At 70.1% G+C, this 20,603-nt stretch carries 21 protein-coding genes; 14 read left to right on the top strand and 7 right to left on the bottom strand.

Going from position 1 to position 20,603, the window contains the following annotated elements:
* Both B3G12_RS08750 and B3G12_RS08745 read left to right on the top strand, forming a co-directional pair.
* Positions 1 to 780, top strand: a 780-nt coding sequence (locus B3G12_RS08750; protein WP_290499922.1) for a MaoC/PaaZ C-terminal domain-containing protein, incomplete at its 5' end; no start/stop codon positions are given.
* 184 nt (positions 781 to 964) lie between these two features.
* Positions 965 to 1,363, top strand: coding sequence for a VOC family protein (locus tag B3G12_RS08745; RefSeq protein WP_144941224.1), 399 nt, complete (start codon positions 965 to 967; stop codon positions 1,361 to 1,363).
* A gap of 129 nt (positions 1,364 to 1,492) precedes the next feature.
* On the opposite strand, the gene B3G12_RS08740 is transcribed toward B3G12_RS08745, so the two are convergent.
* The 3 genes from B3G12_RS08740 to B3G12_RS08730 all read right to left on the bottom strand — a co-directional run bounded on the left by B3G12_RS08740 (position 1,493) and on the right by B3G12_RS08730 (position 3,979).
* Positions 1,493 to 2,119 carry a TetR/AcrR family transcriptional regulator gene (locus tag B3G12_RS08740; RefSeq protein WP_290499921.1) on the bottom strand — a complete coding sequence of 209 codons (627 nt, stop codon included), beginning with the start codon at positions 2,117 to 2,119 and terminating at the stop codon, positions 1,493 to 1,495.
* 107 nt (positions 2,120 to 2,226) lie between these two features.
* A complete protein-coding gene (locus tag B3G12_RS08735) occupies positions 2,227 to 3,564 on the bottom strand; it encodes a phenylacetate--CoA ligase family protein (RefSeq protein ID WP_290499920.1) in 1,338 nt (445 codons plus the stop codon).
* Positions 3,565 to 3,568: 4 nt separating this feature from the next.
* Complete coding sequence (locus B3G12_RS08730; RefSeq protein WP_145012140.1) at positions 3,569 to 3,979, bottom strand: PaaI family thioesterase; 411 nt, start codon at positions 3,977 to 3,979, stop codon at positions 3,569 to 3,571.
* Positions 3,980 to 4,236: 257 nt separating this feature from the next.
* On the opposite strand from B3G12_RS08730, the gene paaA reads away from it, so the two are divergent.
* The 6 genes from paaA to B3G12_RS08700 all read left to right on the top strand — a co-directional run bounded on the left by paaA (position 4,237) and on the right by B3G12_RS08700 (position 9,215).
* Positions 4,237 to 5,295: a 1,2-phenylacetyl-CoA epoxidase subunit PaaA gene (gene paaA, locus B3G12_RS08725; RefSeq protein WP_290499919.1), complete on the top strand. Its 1,059-nt coding sequence runs from the start codon at positions 4,237 to 4,239 to the stop codon at positions 5,293 to 5,295.
* Between the two features lie 2 nt (positions 5,296 to 5,297).
* A complete protein-coding gene (gene paaB / locus B3G12_RS08720) occupies positions 5,298 to 5,594 on the top strand; it encodes a 1,2-phenylacetyl-CoA epoxidase subunit PaaB (protein ID WP_012397288.1) in 297 nt (98 codons plus the stop codon).
* Positions 5,591 to 6,427 (top strand): 1,2-phenylacetyl-CoA epoxidase subunit PaaC, encoded by an 837-nt coding sequence (paaC, locus tag B3G12_RS08715; protein WP_145012146.1) that lies wholly within the window; start codon positions 5,591 to 5,593, stop codon positions 6,425 to 6,427. Before paaB ends, paaC begins: the two co-directional genes overlap by 4 nt.
* A 71-nt stretch (positions 6,428 to 6,498) precedes the next feature.
* Positions 6,499 to 7,014 (top strand): 1,2-phenylacetyl-CoA epoxidase subunit PaaD, encoded by a 516-nt coding sequence (paaD, locus tag B3G12_RS08710; protein WP_290500089.1) that lies wholly within the window; start codon positions 6,499 to 6,501, stop codon positions 7,012 to 7,014.
* 2 nt (positions 7,015 to 7,016) lie between these two features.
* A complete protein-coding gene (gene paaE / locus B3G12_RS08705) occupies positions 7,017 to 8,216 on the top strand; it encodes a 1,2-phenylacetyl-CoA epoxidase subunit PaaE (protein ID WP_290499918.1) in 1,200 nt (399 codons plus the stop codon).
* Positions 8,217 to 8,441: 225 nt separating this feature from the next.
* Complete coding sequence (locus tag B3G12_RS08700) at positions 8,442 to 9,215, top strand: enoyl-CoA hydratase/isomerase family protein (protein ID WP_055082358.1); 774 nt, start codon at positions 8,442 to 8,444, stop codon at positions 9,213 to 9,215.
* Between the two features lie 335 nt (positions 9,216 to 9,550).
* Here the strand turns inward: B3G12_RS08700 and B3G12_RS08695 are convergent, their stop codons facing one another.
* Positions 9,551 to 10,240 (bottom strand): hypothetical protein, encoded by a 690-nt coding sequence (locus B3G12_RS08695; protein ID WP_290499917.1) that lies wholly within the window; start codon positions 10,238 to 10,240, stop codon positions 9,551 to 9,553.
* A gap of 234 nt (positions 10,241 to 10,474) precedes the next feature.
* Positions 10,475 to 12,436: a penicillin-binding transpeptidase domain-containing protein gene (locus tag B3G12_RS08690; RefSeq protein ID WP_290499916.1), complete on the bottom strand. Its 1,962-nt coding sequence runs from the start codon at positions 12,434 to 12,436 to the stop codon at positions 10,475 to 10,477.
* Positions 12,437 to 12,542: 106 nt separating this feature from the next.
* Here B3G12_RS08690 and B3G12_RS08685 point away from each other — a divergent pair, with 106 nt between their 5' ends.
* Together B3G12_RS08685 and B3G12_RS08680 are read left to right on the top strand one after the other, a co-directional pair.
* The gene (locus tag B3G12_RS08685) at positions 12,543 to 13,433 is read left to right on the top strand and encodes a LysR family transcriptional regulator (protein ID WP_290499915.1); all 891 of its coding nucleotides are present in this window, start codon (positions 12,543 to 12,545) and stop codon (positions 13,431 to 13,433) included.
* The gene (locus B3G12_RS08680) at positions 13,423 to 14,340 is read left to right on the top strand and encodes a serine hydrolase (RefSeq protein WP_290499914.1); all 918 of its coding nucleotides are present in this window, start codon (positions 13,423 to 13,425) and stop codon (positions 14,338 to 14,340) included. The genes B3G12_RS08685 and B3G12_RS08680 overlap by 11 nt, the downstream gene beginning before the upstream one ends.
* On the opposite strand, the gene B3G12_RS08675 is transcribed toward B3G12_RS08680, so the two are convergent.
* A complete protein-coding gene (locus tag B3G12_RS08675; protein WP_290499913.1) occupies positions 14,337 to 14,879 on the bottom strand; it encodes a hypothetical protein in 543 nt (180 codons plus the stop codon). The genes B3G12_RS08680 and B3G12_RS08675 overlap by 4 nt on opposite strands.
* Positions 14,880 to 15,357: 478 nt before the next feature.
* On the opposite strand from B3G12_RS08675, the gene B3G12_RS08670 reads away from it, so the two are divergent.
* Complete coding sequence (locus tag B3G12_RS08670) at positions 15,358 to 17,352, top strand: M13 family metallopeptidase (protein WP_290499912.1); 1,995 nt, start codon at positions 15,358 to 15,360, stop codon at positions 17,350 to 17,352.
* A gap of 87 nt (positions 17,353 to 17,439) precedes the next feature.
* On the opposite strand, the gene B3G12_RS08665 is transcribed toward B3G12_RS08670, so the two are convergent.
* A complete protein-coding gene (locus B3G12_RS08665) occupies positions 17,440 to 17,970 on the bottom strand; it encodes a DUF4190 domain-containing protein (RefSeq protein ID WP_290499911.1) in 531 nt (176 codons plus the stop codon).
* Positions 17,971 to 18,122: 152 nt separating this feature from the next.
* Here B3G12_RS08665 and B3G12_RS08660 point away from each other — a divergent pair, with 152 nt between their 5' ends.
* The 3 genes from B3G12_RS08660 (at position 18,123) to B3G12_RS08650 (ending at position 20,531) form a co-directional block, all read left to right on the top strand.
* On the top strand, positions 18,123 to 18,518 hold the full coding sequence (locus B3G12_RS08660; protein WP_238693896.1) for a YidH family protein: 396 nt from the start codon (positions 18,123 to 18,125) through the stop codon (positions 18,516 to 18,518).
* On the top strand, positions 18,515 to 18,856 hold the full coding sequence (locus tag B3G12_RS08655; protein ID WP_126874217.1) for a DUF202 domain-containing protein: 342 nt from the start codon (positions 18,515 to 18,517) through the stop codon (positions 18,854 to 18,856). The genes B3G12_RS08660 and B3G12_RS08655 overlap by 4 nt, the downstream gene beginning before the upstream one ends.
* Positions 18,857 to 19,136: 280 nt before the next feature.
* Positions 19,137 to 20,531 carry an amino acid permease gene (locus B3G12_RS08650; RefSeq protein ID WP_238693903.1) on the top strand — a complete coding sequence of 465 codons (1,395 nt, stop codon included), beginning with the start codon at positions 19,137 to 19,139 and terminating at the stop codon, positions 20,529 to 20,531.
* Positions 20,532 to 20,603: the final 72 nt, after the last annotated feature.

Genomic DNA, 20,603 nt, shown 5'->3' with positions numbered 1-20,603 from the left:
TGCACCCACTCCCCCGAGCTCGCGGCACAGTTCGCCTCCGGGATCGGCGCGTACCACGGGCGCGTGCTCTTCCTGGACCGCGACGACGCCAAGACCTCCACGGGCCACGGCTCGCCCGTGCCGCACCTGGTCCACGGCGGCCCCGGCCGCGCAGGCGGCGGCGAGGAGCTGGGCGGCGTGCGTGCGGTCAAGCACTACATGCAGCGCACCGCTGTGCAGGGCTCCCCGGACCTGCTGACCGGCATCACCGGCCAGTGGCACTGGGGCGCGAGCGCCAACACGGTGACCCGCGAGGACGTGGCGGACGGCACCGGCGAGCACCCGTTCCGCAAGTCGCTGGAGACGCTGCGGATCGGCGACCAGTTCGTCTCGGACCTGCGCACCGTGACGCTCGAGGACATCCTGGAGTTCGCGGAGAAGACCGGGGACACGTTCTACGCGCACACGGACGAGGAGGCCGCCACGGCCAACCCGTTCTTCCCGCGCCGCGTGGCCCACGGCTACCTGCTGGTCTCCTGGGCCGCAGGGCTGTTCGTGGAGCCCGCACCCGGGCCCGTTCTCGCCAACTACGGGCTGGAGAACCTGCGGTTCATCACCCCCGTGACGTATGAGGACGCCATCCGGGTCACCCTGACCGCCAAGAAGATCACCCCGCGCGTGACGGACGAGTACGGCGAGGTCGCGTGGGACGCCCGCCTGACCAACCAGAACGACGAGATCGTGGCCACCTACGACGTCCTGACGCTGGTGGCCAAGCGGTGGCCGGTGCCGGAGGCGTGAGTCCCCGCCCATTCGGGGGTGCCGGCAGCACGGTCTGACGGCGGTGCTGTCTGACGGCGACCTGAACCTCCGGAGCCCCGTGGCATGACGTCGTGGGGCTCCGGTGTTCCCGGGACTGCGGCGGCCCCCGGCGCCTTCCGCCGCCGTCTGCAGGACTGGCGCCACACCCTTCAAGGAGCACACCATGCGTCTCTACACCGCCGTGATCGACTGCCGCGACCTCCACGCCCAGGCGCACTGGTGGGCCCAGGTGCTCGACTGGGAGGTGGTGTACGAGGACGCCGACGAGGCGGCGATTGCCCCGCGCAGCAGCCCCACCGGGGACATCGACGACCGTCGGGAGTTCGACGCCGTGCAGACGGGGATCTGCTTCGTCCCGGTGCCCGAGCCGAAAACGGTCAAGAACCGGATCCACCTGGACTTCGCGCCGCACGTCACCGAGGACTGGAACGCCATCGTCGAGCGCTTCCTCGCCGCGGGAGCCCGCCGCGCGGACGTGGGCCAGCCGGAGGACGCCACGTTCGCCGTCCTCGCCGACCCCGAGGACAACGAGTTCTGCATCCTCTCCGCGCGCCGCAGCTGACGCGGGTGCCGCCGGGCGGGTCCCAGACTGCCGGGTCGCACGGGATCCTCGGGCGCGCCTGCCCGTTCGCCCGCGATCGTGAGCGGGTGCGCGGATCCCCGCGGATCCTCGGGGTACCCGCGAGGACGGCTAAGCCCGCAGGCCCGAGAAGACCATCGTCACCACGGTCGCCGCGAGCTGGTCCACTGTGCCCGAGCGGCCGGGCTGGTACCAGTCCACGATCGAGTTGACCATGCCCAGCATCAGACGCGGTGCGGACTTCCCGGAGATGTCCGTGCGCAGCTCCCCCAGCTCCTGCGCCTCGCGCACCAAGTCCTCGACCGTGCGGGTCAGGGTGCGGCGACGCTGCAGCGCGGCCTCCTCGACCTCCGAGTTCCCACGCAGCCGCAGCAGCAGGGTCACGTAGGGCATCTGGTCCACGAGCACCCGCACCGAGCCGTCGAGGATCGCCTCGAGCTTGTTGACCGGCCCGTGGTCCGAGGCCAGGACGGACTCGAAGACCGCCTCCAGCGAGTCCAGCGCACGGTCCAGTGCCTGGCCGAGAATCGCCTCCTTGGACTCCACGTGGTGGTAGATCGCGGACTTGGAGATCCCCAGGTGCTTGGAGAGGGTCCCCATGGAGGTGGCGTCGTAGCCGTAGCGGTTGAAGACGTCCACGCACACGGACAGCAGGGTCTCTCGGTCGTACCCGGGACGGCCCCGCTTGGGGGCCGCCGCGGCGCCGTCGGAGGCGGGGGAAGTGCTCGCGGGGGGCATGGACGGGGACCTCGACCTTCTGTCGGGCTGTCGGGAACGGAGAACCTCAGGTTACCGGCTCGTCACCTGGGCTCCACCGCCGCAGCGGCCCCCGGCAACGCCGGAACTCACTTGTCGCGGTGGTCGTACACGCGCCGCAGCTTCCCGGAGGAACGGGCCAGGGTGTCCGGCTCGGCGATGTCGATCGTGGCGCTGGAGCCGATCTTCGTCTTGATCTCGTGCAGCAGCCGACGACCGCCCTCCTCCGCCTCCTCGCGGGTGGCGTCCTCGCGGCGCTCGATGTGGATGGTCATCTGGTCCATGCGGTGCGGCCGGGTGATCTCCAGCGTGAAGTGCGGGGACAGCGCCGGGATCTTCAGCGCGAGCTCCTCGATCTGCGACGGGAACAGGTTCACGCCGCGCAGGATGATCATGTCGTCCGAGCGCCCCGTGATCCGGCCCATGCGCCGGTGGCCGGGGCGGGCGGTGCCGGGCAGCAGCCGGGTGAGGTCGTGCGTGCGGTAGCGGATGATCGGCAACGCCTGCTTGGTCAGCGCGGTGAAGACCAGCTCACCGGGACGGCCGGTGGGCAGCACGGTGTCGTCGAAGGGATCGATGATCTCGGGACGGAAGTGGTCCTCCCAGATGTGCGAGCCGTCCTTCGTCTCGCAGGACTCGCCGGCCACGCCGGGGCCCATGACCTCGGAGAGGCCGTAGATGTCGCACGCCGTGATGTCGAAGGTCTTCTCGATCTCGTGGCGCATCTCCTCGGTCCACGGCTCCGCCCCGAGCACCGCGTGCTTCAGGGAGGTCTCCCGCGGGTCGAGACCGAGCTTGCGGAAGCCGTCCGCGATGGTGAGCAGGTAGGTGGGGGTGGAGAGGATGGCCTGCGGCTCGAAGTCCCGGATGAGCTGCACCTGCTTCTCCGTCTGCCCTCCGGACATCGGGATCACGGCGCACCCCAGGCGCTCCGCACCGTAGTGGGCGCCCAGCCCGCCGGTGAACAGCCCGTAGCCGTACGCGTTGTGCACCTTGTCCCCGGGCTTCATGCCCGAGAGCCGGAAGCAGCGCGCCACGAGGGTCCCCCACGTCTGCAGGTCCTCCTCCGTGTAGGCCACCACGGTGGGCTGCCCGGTGGTGCCCGACGAGGCGTGGATGCGCCGGATCTCGGACATGGGCGTGGCGAAGGACTTGAACGGGTAGGCCTTGCGCAGGAACTCTTTGTCCGTGTACGGGAACTTCGCGAGGTCCTCGAGCTCCCGGAAGTCGTCCGGGTGCACCCCGTGCTCGTCGAAGAGCTCTTGGTAGGCGGGCACGTTCTCGTACGCGTAGTGCAGGGTCCAGTTCAGGCGCTCCGTCTGCAGCGCCTCGATCTGGTCCCGGCTCATCAGCTCCTCGGGATCCGGCTGAGAGGAGCCCTCGGAGGCCACGGGGTGGTACGGGCTGGGCACGGAGCACGACGTCATGGGTTCACGCTTTCTGGCGAAGGGGCACGGTGCGGCTGCGGCCGCGGAACTGGGCGACGACGTCCCCGCCCTGAGTGGAGACGGTGATGTCGCACAGGCCGCTGCGCCCGGTGGTGGCGATCTGACGGCCCTCCGCGACGAGGGTCTGGCCCGGGTGGGCCGAGCTGAGGAAGTTGATGTCCACGCCCTGGGCCACGGTCATGGAGGTGCCGTCCGGTTCCGGGTCGTTGCACGTCATGGCGAAGCACGAGTCCGCGAGCGCGAAGATCATCCCGCCGTGCACGATGCCGAAGCCGTTGAGCATCTCCTCCCGCACGGCCAGGGAGATCACGCAGTGCCCGGGGTCCGCGCGCTGCACGGTGATCCCCAACCACTCGGAGGCACGGTCGCCAGTGAGGACGGGATGGTGTGGCACGGGAGGGCTCCTCAGATTTTCAGAACGATCGGTCAGTAGGTAACCGCGAAATGTGACGTGTGTCAACAAGTCCAGGGCTCCGCCGCGGCGTCGCCACCCCTGCACATCCATTGACGGGTCCCCGCCTCCCGGGCGGAAGATGTGTTGACGACCACACCGGGGGCCTATATTCTGAACGAGCGGTCAGTTATTATTGCCGGCAGCGTACAGAGTTCATCCTCCGCTCCCATCTCACCCGCGAACCGAGGACACACACCATGACTGAGCAGACCACCTCTGCGGACCAGGCGGAGCCCACCGCCGAGCAGCAGCACTTTGAGCACCTCCTCAGCGAGGACTCCCGTGTGGAGCCCCGGGACTGGATGCCGGAGGCCTACCGGAAGAGCCTGACCCGCAAGGTCTCCCAGCACGCGCACTCCGAGATCATCGGCATGCAGCCGGAGGCCAACTGGATCACCCGCGCCCCGAGCCTCAAGCGCAAGGCCGTGCTGATGGCCAAGGTCCAGGACGAGGCCGGCCACGGGCTGTACCTCTACTCCGCCGCGGAGACCCTGGGCACTCCCCGCTCCGTGCTCAACGAGCAGCTGCTCAGCGGCAAGGCCAAGTACTCCTCAATCTTCAACTACCCGGCCCGCACGTGGGCCGACATGGGTGCGATCGGCTGGCTCGTGGACGGCGCCGCGATCTGCAACCAGGTCCCGCTGTGCCGTGCCTCCTACGGCCCCTACGGCCGCGCGATGGTGCGCATCTGCAAGGAGGAGTCCTTCCACCAGCGCCAGGGCTGGGAGATCCTCTACGAGCTCTCCCACGGCACCGAGGCCCAGAAGCAGATGGCGCAGGACGCCGTGAACCGCTTCTACGGCCCCGCCCTGCAGATGTTCGGCCCCCCGGACGCCGACTCCCCCAACTCCCAGCAGTCCATGGAGTGGAACATCAAGCGCTTCTCCAACGACGAGCTGCGCCAGCGCTTCGTGGACATGATCGTCCCGCAGGCCGAGGCCCTGGGCCTGACCCTGCCGGACCCGGACCTGAAGTGGAACGAGGAGCGCGGGCACTACGACTACGGCCAGCTGGACTGGAACGAGTTCATGTCCGTGATCAAGGGCTCCGGGCCCTGCAACGTCCAGCGCATGAAGCGCCGCCGCGAGGCGCACGCCAACGGCGCGTGGGTGCGCGAGGCCGCCGAGGCCTACGCCCAGCGGCAGGCGCGCGAGGCCGCGGAGGCTGCGGCAGCGGCGTCGTCGTCCCAGGAGGACGCGAACGAGGACTTCACCGCCATGGCGGGCCGCGGCTCGGCCGAGCTGATCGGAGCGTGAGCATGAGCGAGAACCAGAACGGTAATTGGCCCCTGTGGGAGGTCTTCGTGCGCTCGTCGCGCGGGCTGTCCCACGTGCACGCGGGCTCCCTGCACGCCCCGGACGCCACCATGGCCGTGCGCAACGCGCGTGACCTCTACACCCGGCGCAACGAGGGCACGAGCGTGTGGGTGGTCCCCGCGGACGCCATCACGGCCTCGGATCCGGACTCCAAGGGCGGCTACTTCGAGTCGGCGCAGGGCAAGAGCTACCGCCACGCCACGTACTACACCAAGAGCGAAGGGGTGAAGCACCTGTGAGCGCGTTCGCCTCCCACGACTCCGCCACCAAGCAGTCCGCGGGTGACGCGATCACCGCCGAGGAGATCGCGGAGACCGGCGGCAAGGCCTCGGAGGCCGTGGCCCAGTACGCTCTGCGTCTCGGCGACGACGCCCTGATGCTGTCCCAGCGCCTGGGCTGGTGGATCTCCCGGGCCCCCGAGCTCGAGGAGGACATCGCCCTCGGCAACATCGCGCTGGACCTCATCGGCCACGCGCGCTTCCTGCTGACCTACGCGGGCTCCGCGTGGGGCAAGACCGAGGACGAGCTCGCGTACTTCCGCAACGAGGAGGAGTTCCGCTCAGTGCGCCTCGTGGAGCAGGAGAACGGGGACTTCGGTCAGACCATCGCGCGTCAGCTGCTGTTCTCCTTCTACCAGTACGAGCTCTACTCGGCGCTGCAGTCTTCCACGGACCAGACCCTGGCCGCGATCGCGGACAAGGCGCTGAAGGAGGTCGAGTACCACCAGGACCACGCCGCCCAGTGGATCCTGCGCCTGGGCCTCGGAACCGAGGAGTCCAGGCGGCGCATCCAGGAGGGCCTCTACTACATGTGGCCCTACCTGGACGAGCTGTTCGCGGACGAGCCCCTGCACGACGAGCTCGAGGGCACCGCCGTGCGGCCCTCCAGCCTGCGCGAGCGGACCGTGGACCGCGTCACCGCCCTGCTGGCGGAGGCCGAGCTCGATGTCCCGAACGTGGCCCAGGCCCGACTCTCCGCCGCACCACGTGACGGCTCCTACTCCGAGTACCGCGGGTACATCCTCGCCGAGATGCAGTGGCTCGCCCGCCAGCATCCCGGCGCCACGTGGTGAGCACCGTGTTCTCCCGCGTTCCGCCCCGTTCGCTACCGCCCACGGGCGGCGTGGCGCCCCGGGAGGTCCCCCTGGGGCCGTCCCGGCGCCCGGACGATGCGCGCGACGCCGCCCTGTGGGACGTCGCCGCCACCGTGTGCGACCCGGAGATCCCGGTGCTCACGCTCGAGGACCTCGGGGTGCTGCGGGACGCCGTGGCGCGGGAGAACGAGAACGTCGTCGTCATCACCCCCACCTACTCCGGGTGCCCCGCCATGGACACCATGGCCGCGGACCTCGAGGCGGCCGTGACCGCCGCCGGCTACGAGAACGTGCGCGTGGTGCAGGTGCTGCGCCCGGCGTGGACCACGGACTGGATGTCCGCCGAGGGCCGCGCCAAGCTCAACGAGTACGGAATCGCCCCGCCCACCGGGCGCACCGCCGCCGGGCACAACTCCGGGCCGGTGCGACTGAGCCTGGCCGTGAAGTGCCCGCACTGCAGTTCCCTGGACACCCGCGAGATGACCCGTTTCGGGTCCACGTCCTGCAAGGCCCTGTGGGTCTGCAACGACTGCAAAGAACCCTTCGACTACTTCAAGGTGCACTGATCATGAGCGAAACGCCGGACACCTCCGCCGTGGAGGAAGCCACCGAGGCCAGCGCGGGTGGCGGCAGGCGCCGCGCCACGTTCAACACCCTCGCGGTCTCCGAGGTGCGCAAGCTGACCCCCGACTCCGTGGAGGTCACGTTCGAGGTCCCCGAGGACCTCGTGGCGGACTACAACTACCTGCCCGGGCAGTACGTGGCCATCCGCGCGCAGATCAACGGGCACGAGGTGCGCCGCTCCTACTCGATCTGCGCGGACCCCACCCCGGGTGAGATCCGTGTGGCCATCAAGAAGGACATGGGTGGGGTGTTCTCCACGTGGGCGAACGAGCAGCTCGCCGCAGGGGACACCCTGGACGTGATGAACCCGCAGGGCGCGTTCACCTCCAAGGTCAACATCACCTCCATGAACGACCCCGAGAAGCTCGCCGAGCGGGAGGTGGCCAAGAAGCGCAACGTGCACCTGGTGGCCTTCGCCGCCGGCTCCGGGATCACCCCCATCATGGCGATCGCCCGCGCCCTGTTGCGCGCCTCGGACACCGCCGCGATGGATGTCATCTACGCCAACCGCTCGTCCATGGACGTGATGTTCGCGGCGGAGCTGGGCGACCTCAAGGACAAGTACCCCTCCCGCCTGGCCGTGCACCACGTGCTGTCCCGGGAGCAGCGGATCTCGCCGCTGATGTCCGGGCGGATCGACCACGACAAGCTCGAGGAGCTGCTGGACCACGTGGTCCAGGTGGACTCCACGGACGAGTGGTTCCTGTGCGGGCCCTTCGAACTCGTGCAGCTGTGCCGGGACGTCCTCAAGGAGCGCGGCGTGGACGAGTCCCGCGTGCGCTTCGAGCTGTTCACCACCGGCAAGCCCACCACCCCGCAGGGCCAGCAGGGCCGCGTGGTCAAGGCGGACCCCAAGGGCGAGAACTACGAGATCATCTTCAACCTGGACGGCACCTCCGCCCAGGTGAAGTCTCCCAAGTCCGCCGCGGAGACCGTTCTCAACGCCGCCCTGCGCGTGCGCCCGGACGTCCCCTTCGCGTGCGCCGGCGGGGTGTGCGGCACGTGCCGCGCCAAGGTCACCTCCGGCGAGTTCGAGATGGAGGAGAACTTCGCGCTCGAGAAGGACGAACTGGACGCCGGATACGTCCTCACCTGCCAGACGCGCCCCACCTCCGACCGGTTGAGTGTGGACTTCGACGCCTGACCCACCCGGACGTCGACGACGCCGCACCCGCCCCGGGCGGCGTCGTCGCCGTCTGCGCCCGCTTGCGGCGAACGCGCGACATCGCACGACCGCGCTCCGCACGGCGGCACCACGCACCTGGCTGCCGCGCCGTCGCTGGCACGGCATGCCGGTCCGCCCGGGCGCCGCAGCACACCGATTCCCGCCGACACTGCGCCCGGTGGACCCGAACCCGAGGAGAACACCGTGATCGACCTGACCATCGAGGATGACATCGCCCGCGTGGTGCTCAACGCGCCCGAGAAGCGGAACTCGCTGGACCTCGGCGCCCTGCAGGAGCTCGCCGCCGCGTACACGGAGGCCGAGGCCGCCGGGGTCCGCGCGCTGCTGCTCACGGGTGAGGGCCGCGTGTTCTGCGCCGGTCGCGACATCTCAGCCGTGGACCCCGCGACCGACGACGCCGAGGGCTACCTCACCGGGACCCTGCTGCCCCTCATGCAGCAGATGTCGAGCTTCCCCGCTCCCACGTTCGCCGCGGTGCAGGGCGCGTGCCTGGGTGTGGGGCTGGGGCTGGCGATCGCCACGGACGTGGTCTACGTGGCGCAGGACGCGAAGATTGGCTCACCGTTCGCGGCCCTGGGCGCCATCTTGGACTCCGGAGGGCACGCGCTGTTCACCGAGCGCCTCGGGGCGCACCGCACCCTGGACCTGATCTACACCGGGGAGATGATGAGCGGCGCCGAGGCCGTCACCGCCGGGCTGTTCTCGCGCGCGGTGCCGGCGGAGGAGCTGCTCCCGTTCACCGAGGAGCGCGTGGCGAAGGCCGCCCGAGGTGCCACCCAGTCCTTCGTGGCCTCCAAACGTCTCGTGGCGCAGGTCCGCGACGAGCGCGCGGGCCTGTGGGACTCCATCGCCAGCGAGAGCGCGGTCCAGGCCGCGCTGACCGCCACCGCCGACTACCGGGAGGGCTTCAAGGCCTTCCAGGAGAAGCGGAAGCCGACCTTCACGGGCAGGGACTGACCCCGCTCCGCTGCTCCCCCTCTGCCCCTTCTGTCACCCTGTCCCTCTGCGTTTGCTCCGTCAGTGCAGAAATCCGCCGCCATTTCTGCGTTTGCTCCGTTGTTGCAACCGCAGGGCAGACAGGACGCAGCCCCAGCTCCCCTCCCAGCTTCCGCGTTTGCTCCGCCAGCGCAGAAATCGACCGCCCAATGCGCGTTTGCTCCGTTGATGCACCAGGAGGCGGGCAGAGCACGGGGGCGGGCAGACCGTGAGAGCCGGGGCGGGAAGATTTCGGGCGTATCCTCCCGGGACGGCTGAGCGGCACGACGACGCTGGGGCGGCCCGAGTGCGCCGGCTCAGCCCCGGATGCCCATGGTGAGGAACACCGCCGCGGCTGCCGCAAGGCCCACGGTCAGGACGGGCTGCGGGTCCTGGGCGGCCACCCAGCGAGTGATCCGTTCCACGGTGCGCGAGAGGGCGGGGATCTTCTCCCACGCCCAGGTGAGGAGCCAGTAGGGGCCCACCACGGCCACCAGGAAGATGGCGAAGAACGCCAGCTGCCCCACCACGTGGTGCGTCAGCCCGGTGAAGAGACGGCCAGCGATGTACATGGTCGCCGGGCCGCTCATCCCCACCACGGTGTTGAGGAATCCGAGGGCGACCATGTGCCGGGACGAGTCCAGCACCTCGGACCTCGGCGCGCGGTGTGGCCTGCGGGGCCGGGCGCGCCAGCGGACGAGCTCGACGAGCGCCAGCACTGCCAGGAGAACCCCGGCGGTGAGGTCCACGCTGCGGCGCACCAGCAGCTCCTTGGTGCGGTCCTCCAGCAGCGCGGTCAGAGTCTGCGGGTCCACCGCGCGGAAGACGAGCAGCAGAAGCGTAGTCCCGAGCACCATCCCCAGGGTCAGGAAGTGCACCGGACGCCCGGGCCGAGTGCTTTGAGTGAGGATCCGCAGCACGAGCGCGTAGATGGTGGGCGAGAACCCCATGACCAGGCCCAGCCCGATCACGGAGACCAGGCCCCCGACCACTGCGCTCGCGCCCATGCGCTTCAGCTCCCTCGTGCCGCCGTGCTCATTCCTGGTTCATCCTGGCACGCTGGTGCCCTCGCGTGCCCACGAGACAGGGCGCCGCGGCGTCGTCGTGAATGGCGCATGCCGCCTTCCTCCTCCCCGGCGCCCATCCCTGCCTGCCCACTACCCCGGATCTTGTGCAGGTTGTGACGAAACCAGGCCGCGAAACGTCAAAAGCTGCACTTGATGTGCACCGGGTGCTTCCCCTCACGACCCCTGCGCGGCCCGCAGCACGTCCAGCATGATCGGGGTGCCGGTGATCGAGCCGAGGTTCCCGTCCTCCACGAACACCGCGGCGGCGAGGTCCTCGTGCCCGGCGATCACCCACGAGTGGGTGCGGGGCGGGTCCTCGTTGCCGTACTCGGCGGTGCCGGTCTTGCCGATGGCGGTGTCCGGGGACAGGGAACCGAGGTCCTCCAGGTGGCCGCTGGCCACGACCTCGCGCATCAGCGTGTGGAGCCCGGCTGACTCCCCGGAGGTCAGGGGCACGCGCGGAGCCGGTGCCGCGGCGGCGTCGTCGTCGTCGTGCGCGGCGTGGTGCGCGGCGTCGTCGCCCGCAAGGAGCGTGGGCTGCACGAGCTTCCCGGCCTGCACGCTGGCGACGAACCGCGCCATTCCGAAGGGGGACACGAGGGTCCGCCCCTGCCCGAACATGGCGGCCACGTGCTCACCGGCCGGCTCCTCGGACGGGATGCTGCCGGAGAACACCGGCATGCCGGGCGCCATGTCCACGCCCACGCCCAGGGACTCCGCGGCGTCGGCGAGCTCTGGCTGCGAGATCCGCCCGTGCTGGGCCGCGAACGCCGTGTTGCACGAGTGGGCGATCGCCTGGCGCAGCGGGACCCGCCCCTCGAACTGCCGCGGATAGCTGGAGAAGTTCGCCACGCTCGTGCCCTCCGCGGCGTAGGTGTGAGGGCAGTCCACGGTGGTGTCCGGGGTGTCCCCCTGGCGCAGCATGGCCAGGGATGTGGCGATCTTGAAGGTGGAGCCTGGGGCGTACTGCCCGAGCGTCGCCGTGGGGTACCCCTTCGACCCGGCTCCGTTGGCGACTGCCAGGACGGCGCCGTCGGAGGGGCGCACGAGCACCACGGACGACGGCGAGTCCACGTCCTCCAGCGCGCGCTGCGCGGCCTCCTGCAGGGTGGCGTCCAGGGTGGTGTGCAGGTCCTCGCCCGCGCGCGGGGCGTGCGCCACGAGCTGGTGGACCCGCCCGGGTTCCAGGCTGCCGTCCGGGTTCACGCCCACGCGGTCGACGACGACGCCCGGCGCGCCCCGCAGGCTCGCCTCGTGCTCCTGCTGCAGACCCCCGCGGCCGATCCAGGCGCCCCGGGTGAGTGCTCCGCCCGAGTTCTCGAGGTCCTCCGCCGTGGCCTCGACCACCGAGCCGAGGGTTTCGGCGGCAAAGCCCTTGCTCCGCCCGAGCACCCGGGTGTCCTCCGTGGCCTGCATGCCGGGGATCTTCTTCATCTGCGCCGCGTCCAGGGCCCGGAAGTCCTCCTCGCGCAGCGTCACGGCCTCGACCCACGCGTCGTCCGACGCCTGCGCGACCGCCTTCCGGTAGGTCTCGGCGTCGATGTCCACCGCCTTCGCGAGGGCCGTTGCCGCGTCCGCACGCTGGGCCGCCGGGACTTTCCGGAGGTCCAGGCCCACGCGGTGCACGGGCTGCGACATGGCCAGCGGCACGTCGTTCGCGCCCAGGATCTCCCCGCGCTCCGGCTGGACCGTGCGGATGCGTAGCCCCTCGTTCCCGTTCAGCCCGGGCTCCACGACCGACGGCTGCCACGTGGACCGCCACCCGCCGTCGGAGCGGGTGAGGTCCACGTCCGTGCTGTAGGTCCAGTCCTCGTCAGTGGCGGGAAGGTCCCAGCGCCATGACAGCTCCGCCCGTGCGGTGTCCCCCTCCACCTCCGTGCCCGTGACCGTGACGTCCGGTTCGATGCCTCCCGTGGTGCGCAGGATCCGCTCCAGCTCGGTCTGCACCTCCTCGCCCGGCCCGTTCGAGAACGCCAGGCCGGAGACGTCCTCCGAGTGCAGGCCACGGGCGAGGTCGTCCGCGGCGGACCGGGCGCCGTCGTCCTGCAGCGCCGCGCAGCCGCTGAGTGAGAGGGCGGCGACGACGCCGAGCACCAGGGTCCGACGGCGCGTGCGGCGAGCGAGTGGATCGAGCATGGTGAGACTTCCGTCCTGGGGTTCGTGCAATGACTCGTTCACGGTAGGGAACGCAGGTTCCATATGTCCAAGACTTTGAAAAGGCATCTGACATAGGCTTGAAGATATGAAACAGGAACGGGCGGGCAACCTGCTGCGCTGGGTCGAGTGCTTCCTGGTGGTTGCGGAAGTGGGCCACATCGGACGGGCGGCCGAGACGCTCGGCATGTCGCAGCCACCGCTGTCGCAGACCATCCGCAGGCTCGAGTCCGCCGTGGGCGAGACCCTGTTCCTGCGCCACGCCCGGGGCGTCAGCCTGAGCCCCGCCGGCCAGGCGTTCCTCCCGCGGGCCCAGGAACTGATGGCCGCACGACGGCGCGTGCTCGCCCTGAGCGAGGACGTCGCCCTCCTGGACCGCTCCGCGCGGATGCTCCTGCCGCGCTCCGTGCCCGCCGCATGGGTGGGCAACCGCCTGCTCTCGCCCGGGGCGGACTTCACCGGAGCGCGGTGGGCGAGCGCGCCGTCGTCGGAGATCGTGCGGGAGGTGCGGGGTGACCCCACGGCGGTGGGCGTGGTGGTCGCGCCGATCGTGACCGACGAGCTCGTGGCCCTGCCCGTGGTAGCCGTCGCCCAGGATCTGGTCACGACCGCCGTCGTGGAGAAGCCCGTCTCGCGCCGCACGCTGCGCCGCGCCGTCGGCCCCGTGCTCCTCACCGCACCGCGCACGGACGGCCCCGCCGCGCACGACGTCCTGGCCGCGGAGCTCGAGTCCCTGGGCGTGGCCGCCCGGCTCAAGGAGGTCGCGGACCCGCTGCAGCTCGCCGCCGAGATCCGGGTGGCGAGGGCCGCGGCCCTCGTGCCGCACTCGACGCCCGGGGTGGACGGGATCCCGCTGGAGGACGGGGTCCTGCCGCTCAGGCTCCGGGTGCTCCACCACCCGGACGCGGAGCCGGCGGCCCGGGAGGCCGCGAGCCTGCTGCAGACGTGCCTGAGCAGGTGTGGCGACGGTGAGCGCTGAGATGTGGGAGCGCCCCGCGGCCGACGCCGTGCTGGGCCGCCTTGCCCAGGACGTCACCGGGATCCTGCGGGACGCGGACATGACGGGCGCCGTGGCCGTGCGCGTGATCGACGCCCCCGAGCTGCCCGCGTTCGGGTGGCGGGCGGACGAGGCGTTCCCGGCGGCGTCGCTGTACAAGCTCGTGGTCATGGTGGCCTTCTGCCGCGCGGTGGACCGCGGCGACCTGGACCCGACGGCGCTCGTGACCCTCCGACCCGAGGACAGGGCGGACGGCCCCACGGGACTCGCGATCTGCCAGGACCCGGTACGGATCTCCTGGCGGGACCTGGTGCGGCTGATGATGACCGTCTCCGACAACGCCGCCGGGCAGGCCGTGCTGCGCGAGGCCGGCCACGCCCGCGTCCGGGACGTGCTGCGGGAAATGGGCCTGTCCAGCACCGTCGTCCGCCCGGGACCCGCACCCGACGCCGTCCCTGAGCAGGCAGTGTCCGTGGGCACGGAGCAGGCGCAGGATCCCTACCTGGTGCCCGACCCCGTCGGGTACGACCCGCTGCTCGTCTCCGCAACCACCGCCTCGGACCTGGTGGCGCTGCTGTGCGCCATCTGGCAGGACCGGGCCGCGTCGACTGCGCAGTGCGCGTTCATGCGCGAGGTGATGTCGCAGCAGGCCTGGGGCCACCGGTTCGCGGAGGCCTTCTCCTACCCCGGGGCCGGTGTCGCCGCGAAGACGGGATCGTTCGGGGCGCTGTGCCACGAGGCCGGCGTGATCTCCCACCCCGGGGAGAAGTCCATCGCGGTGGCGGTCCTGACCCGTTCCGTGCGCCGCGAACGGCAGATCGCGGTGTCCAACAGGATCGTCGGCCAGATCGCGCGGCACTGCGTGCGCAGCTACCGGCAGTTCCTCTAGTCCTCCAGGACGGGGCCCGTGAGGTGTTCCTCGATCCGTTCAAAGAGGTGCACGATGTCCCGTCTGCCCTGGCCCCAGTCGAAGATCGTGGTCCCCAGTCTGGGCTCCTCGAAAGCGTGGATCCGGGTTCCCTCCGCTGTGGACGTCACCATCACGCGAAGAGTCATGCCCCAGGTCGCCAGGTTCATACGGCGCAGCAGGGTCAGCTTCTCCCCCTGCTCGTCGACCAGCTGGAACTGCCCCGTGGCAGCGTGGCGAACAGCCTCCCTCACCGCCTCCGGGCTTGCCGGGACGAGGAGGCTCGCCTCGCTGCGCGCCGCCTGCGTCTCGATCTCGTACTCTCCGTGGGCGGCCGTCACGCGCCGTCGTCTCACCAGGGACGCGAGGGCCCCAGTACCAGCGGCAGCAAGCACCATGAACACCGTGATCCCCCATGGCAGCTCCGTTAAGCTCGCGATTAGCCACAGGAGCAGAGCGGTGCACACTGACCACGCCACGATCCACACGCCCATCCGGGTGTCGCCCTCGTTCTCAGCCATCGGCCTCTCCTCACCGGGTCGCTGGGGTGCACCACAGCCCACGACTGTGTGCCGTGGTGGGAACTCTAGCCGGGGTGCCCTGCGCCCCGCGGCGCGCAGGGAGGCGCGGCACCCGGTCCCGCGGTGCGATCTTTAACGGAGCAAACGCACGATCGAGGGCCCCATAGTGCGTTTGCTCAGTTTTTGCAGGGGTGACACGGGTGGCAGGGGCAGGGTCCCGGGGCGGCGGCGTCGTGAACGGCGCATCCCGCCTTTCTCCTCCCCCGTGCCCGGCCCTGTCCGCCCACCACCCCGGATTTTGTGCAGGTTGTGACGAAACCAGGCCGCGAAACGTCACAAGCTGCACTTTGTTCGAGGGGTGGGGGCAGAACGGGGCGCGGATCGTGCCCCGGGGCCCCGGTCGCGCCTCGTTTAGCTGTCCGAAAAAGGCTCCGCCGGACCGTGGAGCCGCGGCGCTGGGGTCGTTAGCGTGTGCACCATGACCACTTCCGTATTTGACCTCGAAGGCTTCGACCGCTCGGTCCGCCCGCAGGACGACCTCTTCCGCCACGTCAACGGTGCCTGGCTGCGCACCGCGGAGATTCCGGACGACAAGCCCAGCACGGGCGCGTTCATCGAGCTGCGCGACAAGGCAGAGCGGGCGGTGCGCGAGATCATCACGGGCGCGAGCGCGGACGGTGAGCAGGCGGCGTCGTCCGCGGAACAGAGCGCGGAGACGAAGATCGCGCTGCTGTTCGCGTCCTTCATGGACACCGAGCGCATCGAGGCGCTCGGCACGGAGCCGCTGCGCGAGGACCTGGATGCCGTGGCCGCGATCGACTCGCCGCAGGCGCTCTCCCGCTGGTTCGGCACGGCCATGCGCCGTGGCGTGGGTGCCGCGCTGGACATCGACCTGGACTCGGACCCGGGGGACCCGCAGCGCAACCTCGTGTTCGTGGGGCAGGCTGGGCTGGGACTGCCGGATGAGGAGTACTACCGCGAGGAGCAGTACGCGTCCCTGCGCGAGAAGTACGTGGCGCACGTCCAGAAGATGCTGGAGCTCGCGGGGTACGACGACGCCGCGCAGCAGGCTCGCGCGGTCATGGACCTGGAGACGCGCATCGCCTCCCACCACTGGGACAAGGTGACCGTCCGGGACCTGACGAAGATGTACAACCCCATGAGTTTCCATGAGCTCGCCGGGCAGGTGCAGAACCTGGACTGGGACGCCGTGCTGGAGGGTGTGGGACTGTCCCCGGAGCACCTGAGCACGGTGGTCAACGCGCAGCCGAGCTTCTTCACCGGCCTGGACGGTCTGCTCACGCAGGACGAGCTCGAGGCGTGGAAGTCCTGGGCCCGCTGGAACGTGGTCTCCGCGCGCGCGGCCTACCTGCCCGAGGCGTTCGTGGCGGAGAACTTCGCGTTCTACGGCACGGCGCTGTCCGGCACCCCGCAGCTGCGCGAGCGCTGGAAGCGCGGCGTCGCGCTGGTCAACGGCGCGCTGGGCGAGGCCGTGGGCAAGCTGTACGTGGCGGAGAACTTCTCTCCCACCGCCAAGACCCGCATGGACGAGCTGGTGGCCAACCTGCTGGAGGCCTACCGCGACTCCATCGAGACGCTCGACTGGATGACCGAGGAGACCCGCGCGGAGGCGCTGCGCAAGCTCACCGGTTTCACCCCCAAGATCGGCTTTCCGGAGAAGTGGAAGGACTACTCGGCGTTGGAGATCCGCGGAGACGACCTCGTGGGCAACGTGGTGCGCACTGCTCAGTTCGGTGTGGCCGAGCTCGCGCGCAAGGCTGGCAAGCCGGTGGAGAGGCACGAGTGGCTGATGACTCCGCAGACGGTCAACGCGTACTACCACCCGCTGCGCAACGAGATCGTGTTCCCGGCCGCCATCCTGCAGCCCCCCTTCTTCAACGAGGACGCGGACGACGCCGTCAACTACGGTGGCATCGGATCGGTGATCGGCCACGAGATCGGCCACGGCTTCGACGACAAGGGCTCCACGTGCGACGGCGAGGGAAAGCTTCGCAACTGGTGGACGGACGCGGACCGCAGCGCGTTCGAAGAGCGCACGGCCCGGCTGGTGAGCCAGTACGCGGCGCTGTCCCCGGCACAGTTCGACGGCGACGACGACGCTCCGCACCTCAACGGCGAGCTCACCCTGGGCGAGAACATCGGTGACCTGGGCGGACTGTCCATTGCCCACAAGGCATGGAAGACGGCCCAGGGGAAGAAGGGGAACCCGGACACCGAGAGCATCGACGGATACACCCCGGCGCAGCGGCTGTTCATCTCATGGGGTTACGTGTGGCGGGAGAAGTCCCGCGACGAGGCGTTGCGCACGCGGATCGCCACCGACCCGCACTCCCCCGCGGAGTTCCGCGCGAGCCAGACGCCCCGCAACGTGGACGCATTCTACGAGGCGTTCGACGTCACGGACGCGGACGCCATGTGGCTTCCGGAGGAGGAGCGCGTGCGCATCTGGTGACACCCGCGCCACCTCGCACACGGCCGTGGCCGGTACTCTCCGTCCAGGAGGGTGCCGGCCACTGCCGTGCAGTGCGTGAGCTGCCGGTCAGACGTTCGAGCTGTTGAACTGGCCCTGTATCTCGGACATCGCGAACCCCCAGATGGCGAGGATGAAGGCCAGCCACACCAGCGTCAGGATGAGTACGGCCACCCCCACCCAGCCGAGGATCTTGCCCGCCGTCGCGCGGCCGCCGAGCTTCTCCGCCTTGGACGCCTGCCACACTGCGAACGGGGCCAGGATGGGCAGCACCGTGACGCCGAGGATGCTCAGGACCAGTGAGGCGTCCGTGCTCTTGAGCACCTGCTGCTGCCGCTGGGCGTCCTCCGGGCTGCCGGGGACGTACTCCCACCGGCCGGTGGGCTGGGCGTAGGGCTGGTAGGAGTTGGTCGGCGCGGTCATGGCCCCTCGCCCGTGTGCGTCGTTGTTGCGGGCGGGGGCGTTCTGGCCGTCGGTGTCGTGGCCTCGCCCCGTGCCGCCGGAGTACCTCTGGCCACGGCTCGCCTCGTCCTGGGCGCGCGCCTGGGGCCGATCCGCGGAGGGCTGACCCCCTGCTGCGGGCTGGTTGCTCGTAGTCACGATCTGACCTCCGTGCCTTGACAATGTGCGAACACGACCATCCTGTCGCACGGGTCACACCCCCGGCAATAACCCTCTCCGCCGCCCCGCACGTGCACGGCGCGGCATACCATCGGTGGAAGTGGCCGCACCCATCCAGCCCGAGGAGAACCGTGACCCGCCCCGAAGACCCTGCCGCGCGACGTCGTCGTGGAACCGTCAGCGAACGGCTCCTGCGCGGCGGCACGGAACCGGACCCGCGGTTCACCCTGGCCAACGAGCGCACGTTCCTCGCCTGGATCCGCACTTCGCTCGCGTTCCTGGCCGGAGGCATAGCCGTGGAGGCATTCACGGGTGACGTCTTCGACCTGGTCGTGCGGAAGCTTCTGGCCGTGGTCCTGCTACTGCTCGGCATGCTTCTCAGTGCGGGCTCGGCCGTTCGCTGGCTCAACGTGGAGCGCTCGATGCGCCACGGGGCGCCCCTTCCGCTGCCGCTGATCGCACCTCTCGTGGCCGTGGGCGGGGCGATTGCGTCCGGCGTCCTCGTGGCGGTGGTGCTGACCCGGTGAGAGCCGCACCCGCTTCCGTGCCCTGCCCCCACGAGGACCCGGGGCTGCAGCCCGAGCGGACCGCGCTGGCGTGGGGCCGCACCATGATGACCCTGTGCACCGCGGCCGCCATCTACCTGCGCTGGCTGCCCACCCACGGTGTCTTCGTGCTCTGCCTGCTCGCTGTGGCCCTGTGCCTGGCGGGCGGGATCTACGCGACGCAGCGACGCCGCTACCGCCGCGCCGCCACGGGGATCGCCGGGGAGCGGCTCACCCCGGACGCGGTGGCCGTGGGCCTGACGGCCGGGGCGTGCGTGGTGCTCGGGGCGCTTGGCCTCGTCACCATCCTCGTTTTCTGACGAGTTGTAGACACTTCCGCCCACCCGGGCGTGGGAACGGGCCACGGAATCGGCTGACGCCGCATAATAGCGGTCAGCCGTCGCGCCTCCTGCGCCGGCACCGGACCAACACTTTTGGGAGTACCCAGTGGCCTCATCCTCGACCGGTGGGGGAAACAGCCAGGCGGTCCCCGCACCGACCGCCCCGCACGATTCCCACCACCCAGATACTCCGCGCACCGGGCAGGATGAGCCGGCCGACGGTTCCCTGCACCGCACCCTGAAGCCCCGCCACCTGACCATGATCGCCATGGGCGGGGCCATCGGCACCGGCCTGTTCGTGGCCTCCGGCAACTCGATCAACACCGCAGGCCCGGGCGGCGCGCTCGTGGCCTACGCGGCCATCGGCTTCATGGTGTGGCTGCTCATGCAGTCCCTCGGCGAGATGGCCACGCACCTGCCCGTGGCCGGCTCCTTCGAGGAGTACTCCACCCGCTACATCAGCCGCTCGTTCGGCTTCGCCATCGGCTGGAACTACTGGTACAACTGGGCGATCACCGTGGCCGCGGAGCTCGTGGCCGCAGCACTCGTGATGCGCTACTGGTTCCCGGACACCCCCGCGTGGATCTGGTCCGCACTGTTCCTGGTCATCCTCTTCACCCTCAACGCCCTCAGCGCCCGCGCGTACGGCGAGGGCGAGTTCTGGTTCTCCCTCATCAAGGTCATCACGGTGGTGATCTTCCTGGTGCTGGGCGTGCTCATGATCCTGGGCATCCTGGGCGGGCCCTCCCCCGGCTTCCACAACTGGACCGCGGGCGAGGCGCCGTTCGTCAACGGCTTCACGGGCATCATGGCCATCTTCATGGTCGCGGGCTTCTCCTTTCAGGGCACGGAGCTCGTGGGCGTGGCCGCCGGCGAGGCCGAGAACCCCGGCAAGACGGTCCCCAAGGCCATCCGCACCGTGTTCCTGCGCATCCTGCTCTTCTACATCGGTGCCATCACGGTGATCGGCTTCCTGATCCCCTACACCGATCCGCACCTGCTCGCGAGCGACGTGCAGGACGTCTCCATCTCCCCCTTCACCCTGGTGTTCGAGCACGCGGGCGTGCTGGCCGCGGCCTCCGTCATGAACGCGGTGATCCTCACGGCCATCCTCTCGGCGGGCAACTCCGGCCTGTATGCCTCCACGCGCATGCTCTACGCTCTTGCGAAGAGCGGCAAGGCCCCGCGGTTCCTGGCAAAGGTCAACCGCCGCGGCGTACCCATGTACGCGCTGCTTGCCACCACCCTGATCGGCATGTTCTGCTTCCTCACCACCCTGATCGGTGAGGGCGAGGCGTACGTGTGGCTCATCAACGCCTCCGGCCTGGCCGGATTCATCGTGTGGATGGGCATTGCCTGGAGCCACTACCGCTTCCGCAAGGCGTACGTGCTGCAGGGCGGGGACCCGAAGAACCTGCTCTACCGGGCGAGCTTCTTTCCCCTGGGGCCCGTGATCGCACTTGTCATGTGCGCCGTCGTGATCGTGGGGCAGGGCTACAGCCTCTTCACTGCTGGGGACGTCAACCCCCTGAGCCTGCTGTCCTCCTACCTGGGTCTGCCGATCTTCCTGGCCCTGTGGCTCGGCCACAAGCTGGTCACCAAGGACGAGCCCGTGGACCTGCGCACCGCGGACGTCTCCCCGGCGCACCACTGAGCCGCCCGGCGGCGTCGTCCCCCGTCATGGACGCCGCCGCCCACGCACCTCGCACACATCTCCGCCCCGGTT

Origin of the sequence: Kocuria sp. UBA5001 (assembly GCF_002398425.1) — a bacterium.
GTDB lineage: Bacteria > Actinomycetota > Actinomycetes > Actinomycetales > Micrococcaceae > Kocuria > Kocuria salsicia.
This window is presented reverse-complemented; position numbering and strand designations above follow the sequence as displayed.

Coding starts and splice junctions, on each gene's coding strand:
- B3G12_RS08735 (WP_290499920.1), bottom strand. CDS start 3,564: ATGACGTCGTGCTCCGTGCCCAGCCCGTACCACCCCGTGGCCTCCGAG.
- B3G12_RS08685 (WP_290499915.1), top strand. CDS start 12,543: ATGAAACAGGAACGGGCGGGCAACCTGCTGCGCTGGGTCGAGTGCTTC.
- B3G12_RS08670 (WP_290499912.1), top strand. CDS start 15,358: ATGACCACTTCCGTATTTGACCTCGAAGGCTTCGACCGCTCGGTCCGC.
- B3G12_RS08745 (WP_144941224.1), top strand. CDS start 965: ATGCGTCTCTACACCGCCGTGATCGACTGCCGCGACCTCCACGCCCAG.
- B3G12_RS08675 (WP_290499913.1), bottom strand. CDS start 14,879: ATGGCTGAGAACGAGGGCGACACCCGGATGGGCGTGTGGATCGTGGCG.
- paaB (WP_012397288.1), top strand. CDS start 5,298: ATGAGCGAGAACCAGAACGGTAATTGGCCCCTGTGGGAGGTCTTCGTG.
- B3G12_RS08690 (WP_290499916.1), bottom strand. CDS start 12,436: ATGCTCGATCCACTCGCTCGCCGCACGCGCCGTCGGACCCTGGTGCTC.
- B3G12_RS08740 (WP_290499921.1), bottom strand. CDS start 2,119: ATGCCCCCCGCGAGCACTTCCCCCGCCTCCGACGGCGCCGCGGCGGCC.
- paaE (WP_290499918.1), top strand. CDS start 7,017: ATGAGCGAAACGCCGGACACCTCCGCCGTGGAGGAAGCCACCGAGGCC.
- B3G12_RS08650 (WP_238693903.1), top strand. CDS start 19,137: ATGATCGCCATGGGCGGGGCCATCGGCACCGGCCTGTTCGTGGCCTCC.
- paaA (WP_290499919.1), top strand. CDS start 4,237: ATGACTGAGCAGACCACCTCTGCGGACCAGGCGGAGCCCACCGCCGAG.
- B3G12_RS08695 (WP_290499917.1), bottom strand. CDS start 10,240: ATGGGCGCGAGCGCAGTGGTCGGGGGCCTGGTCTCCGTGATCGGGCTG.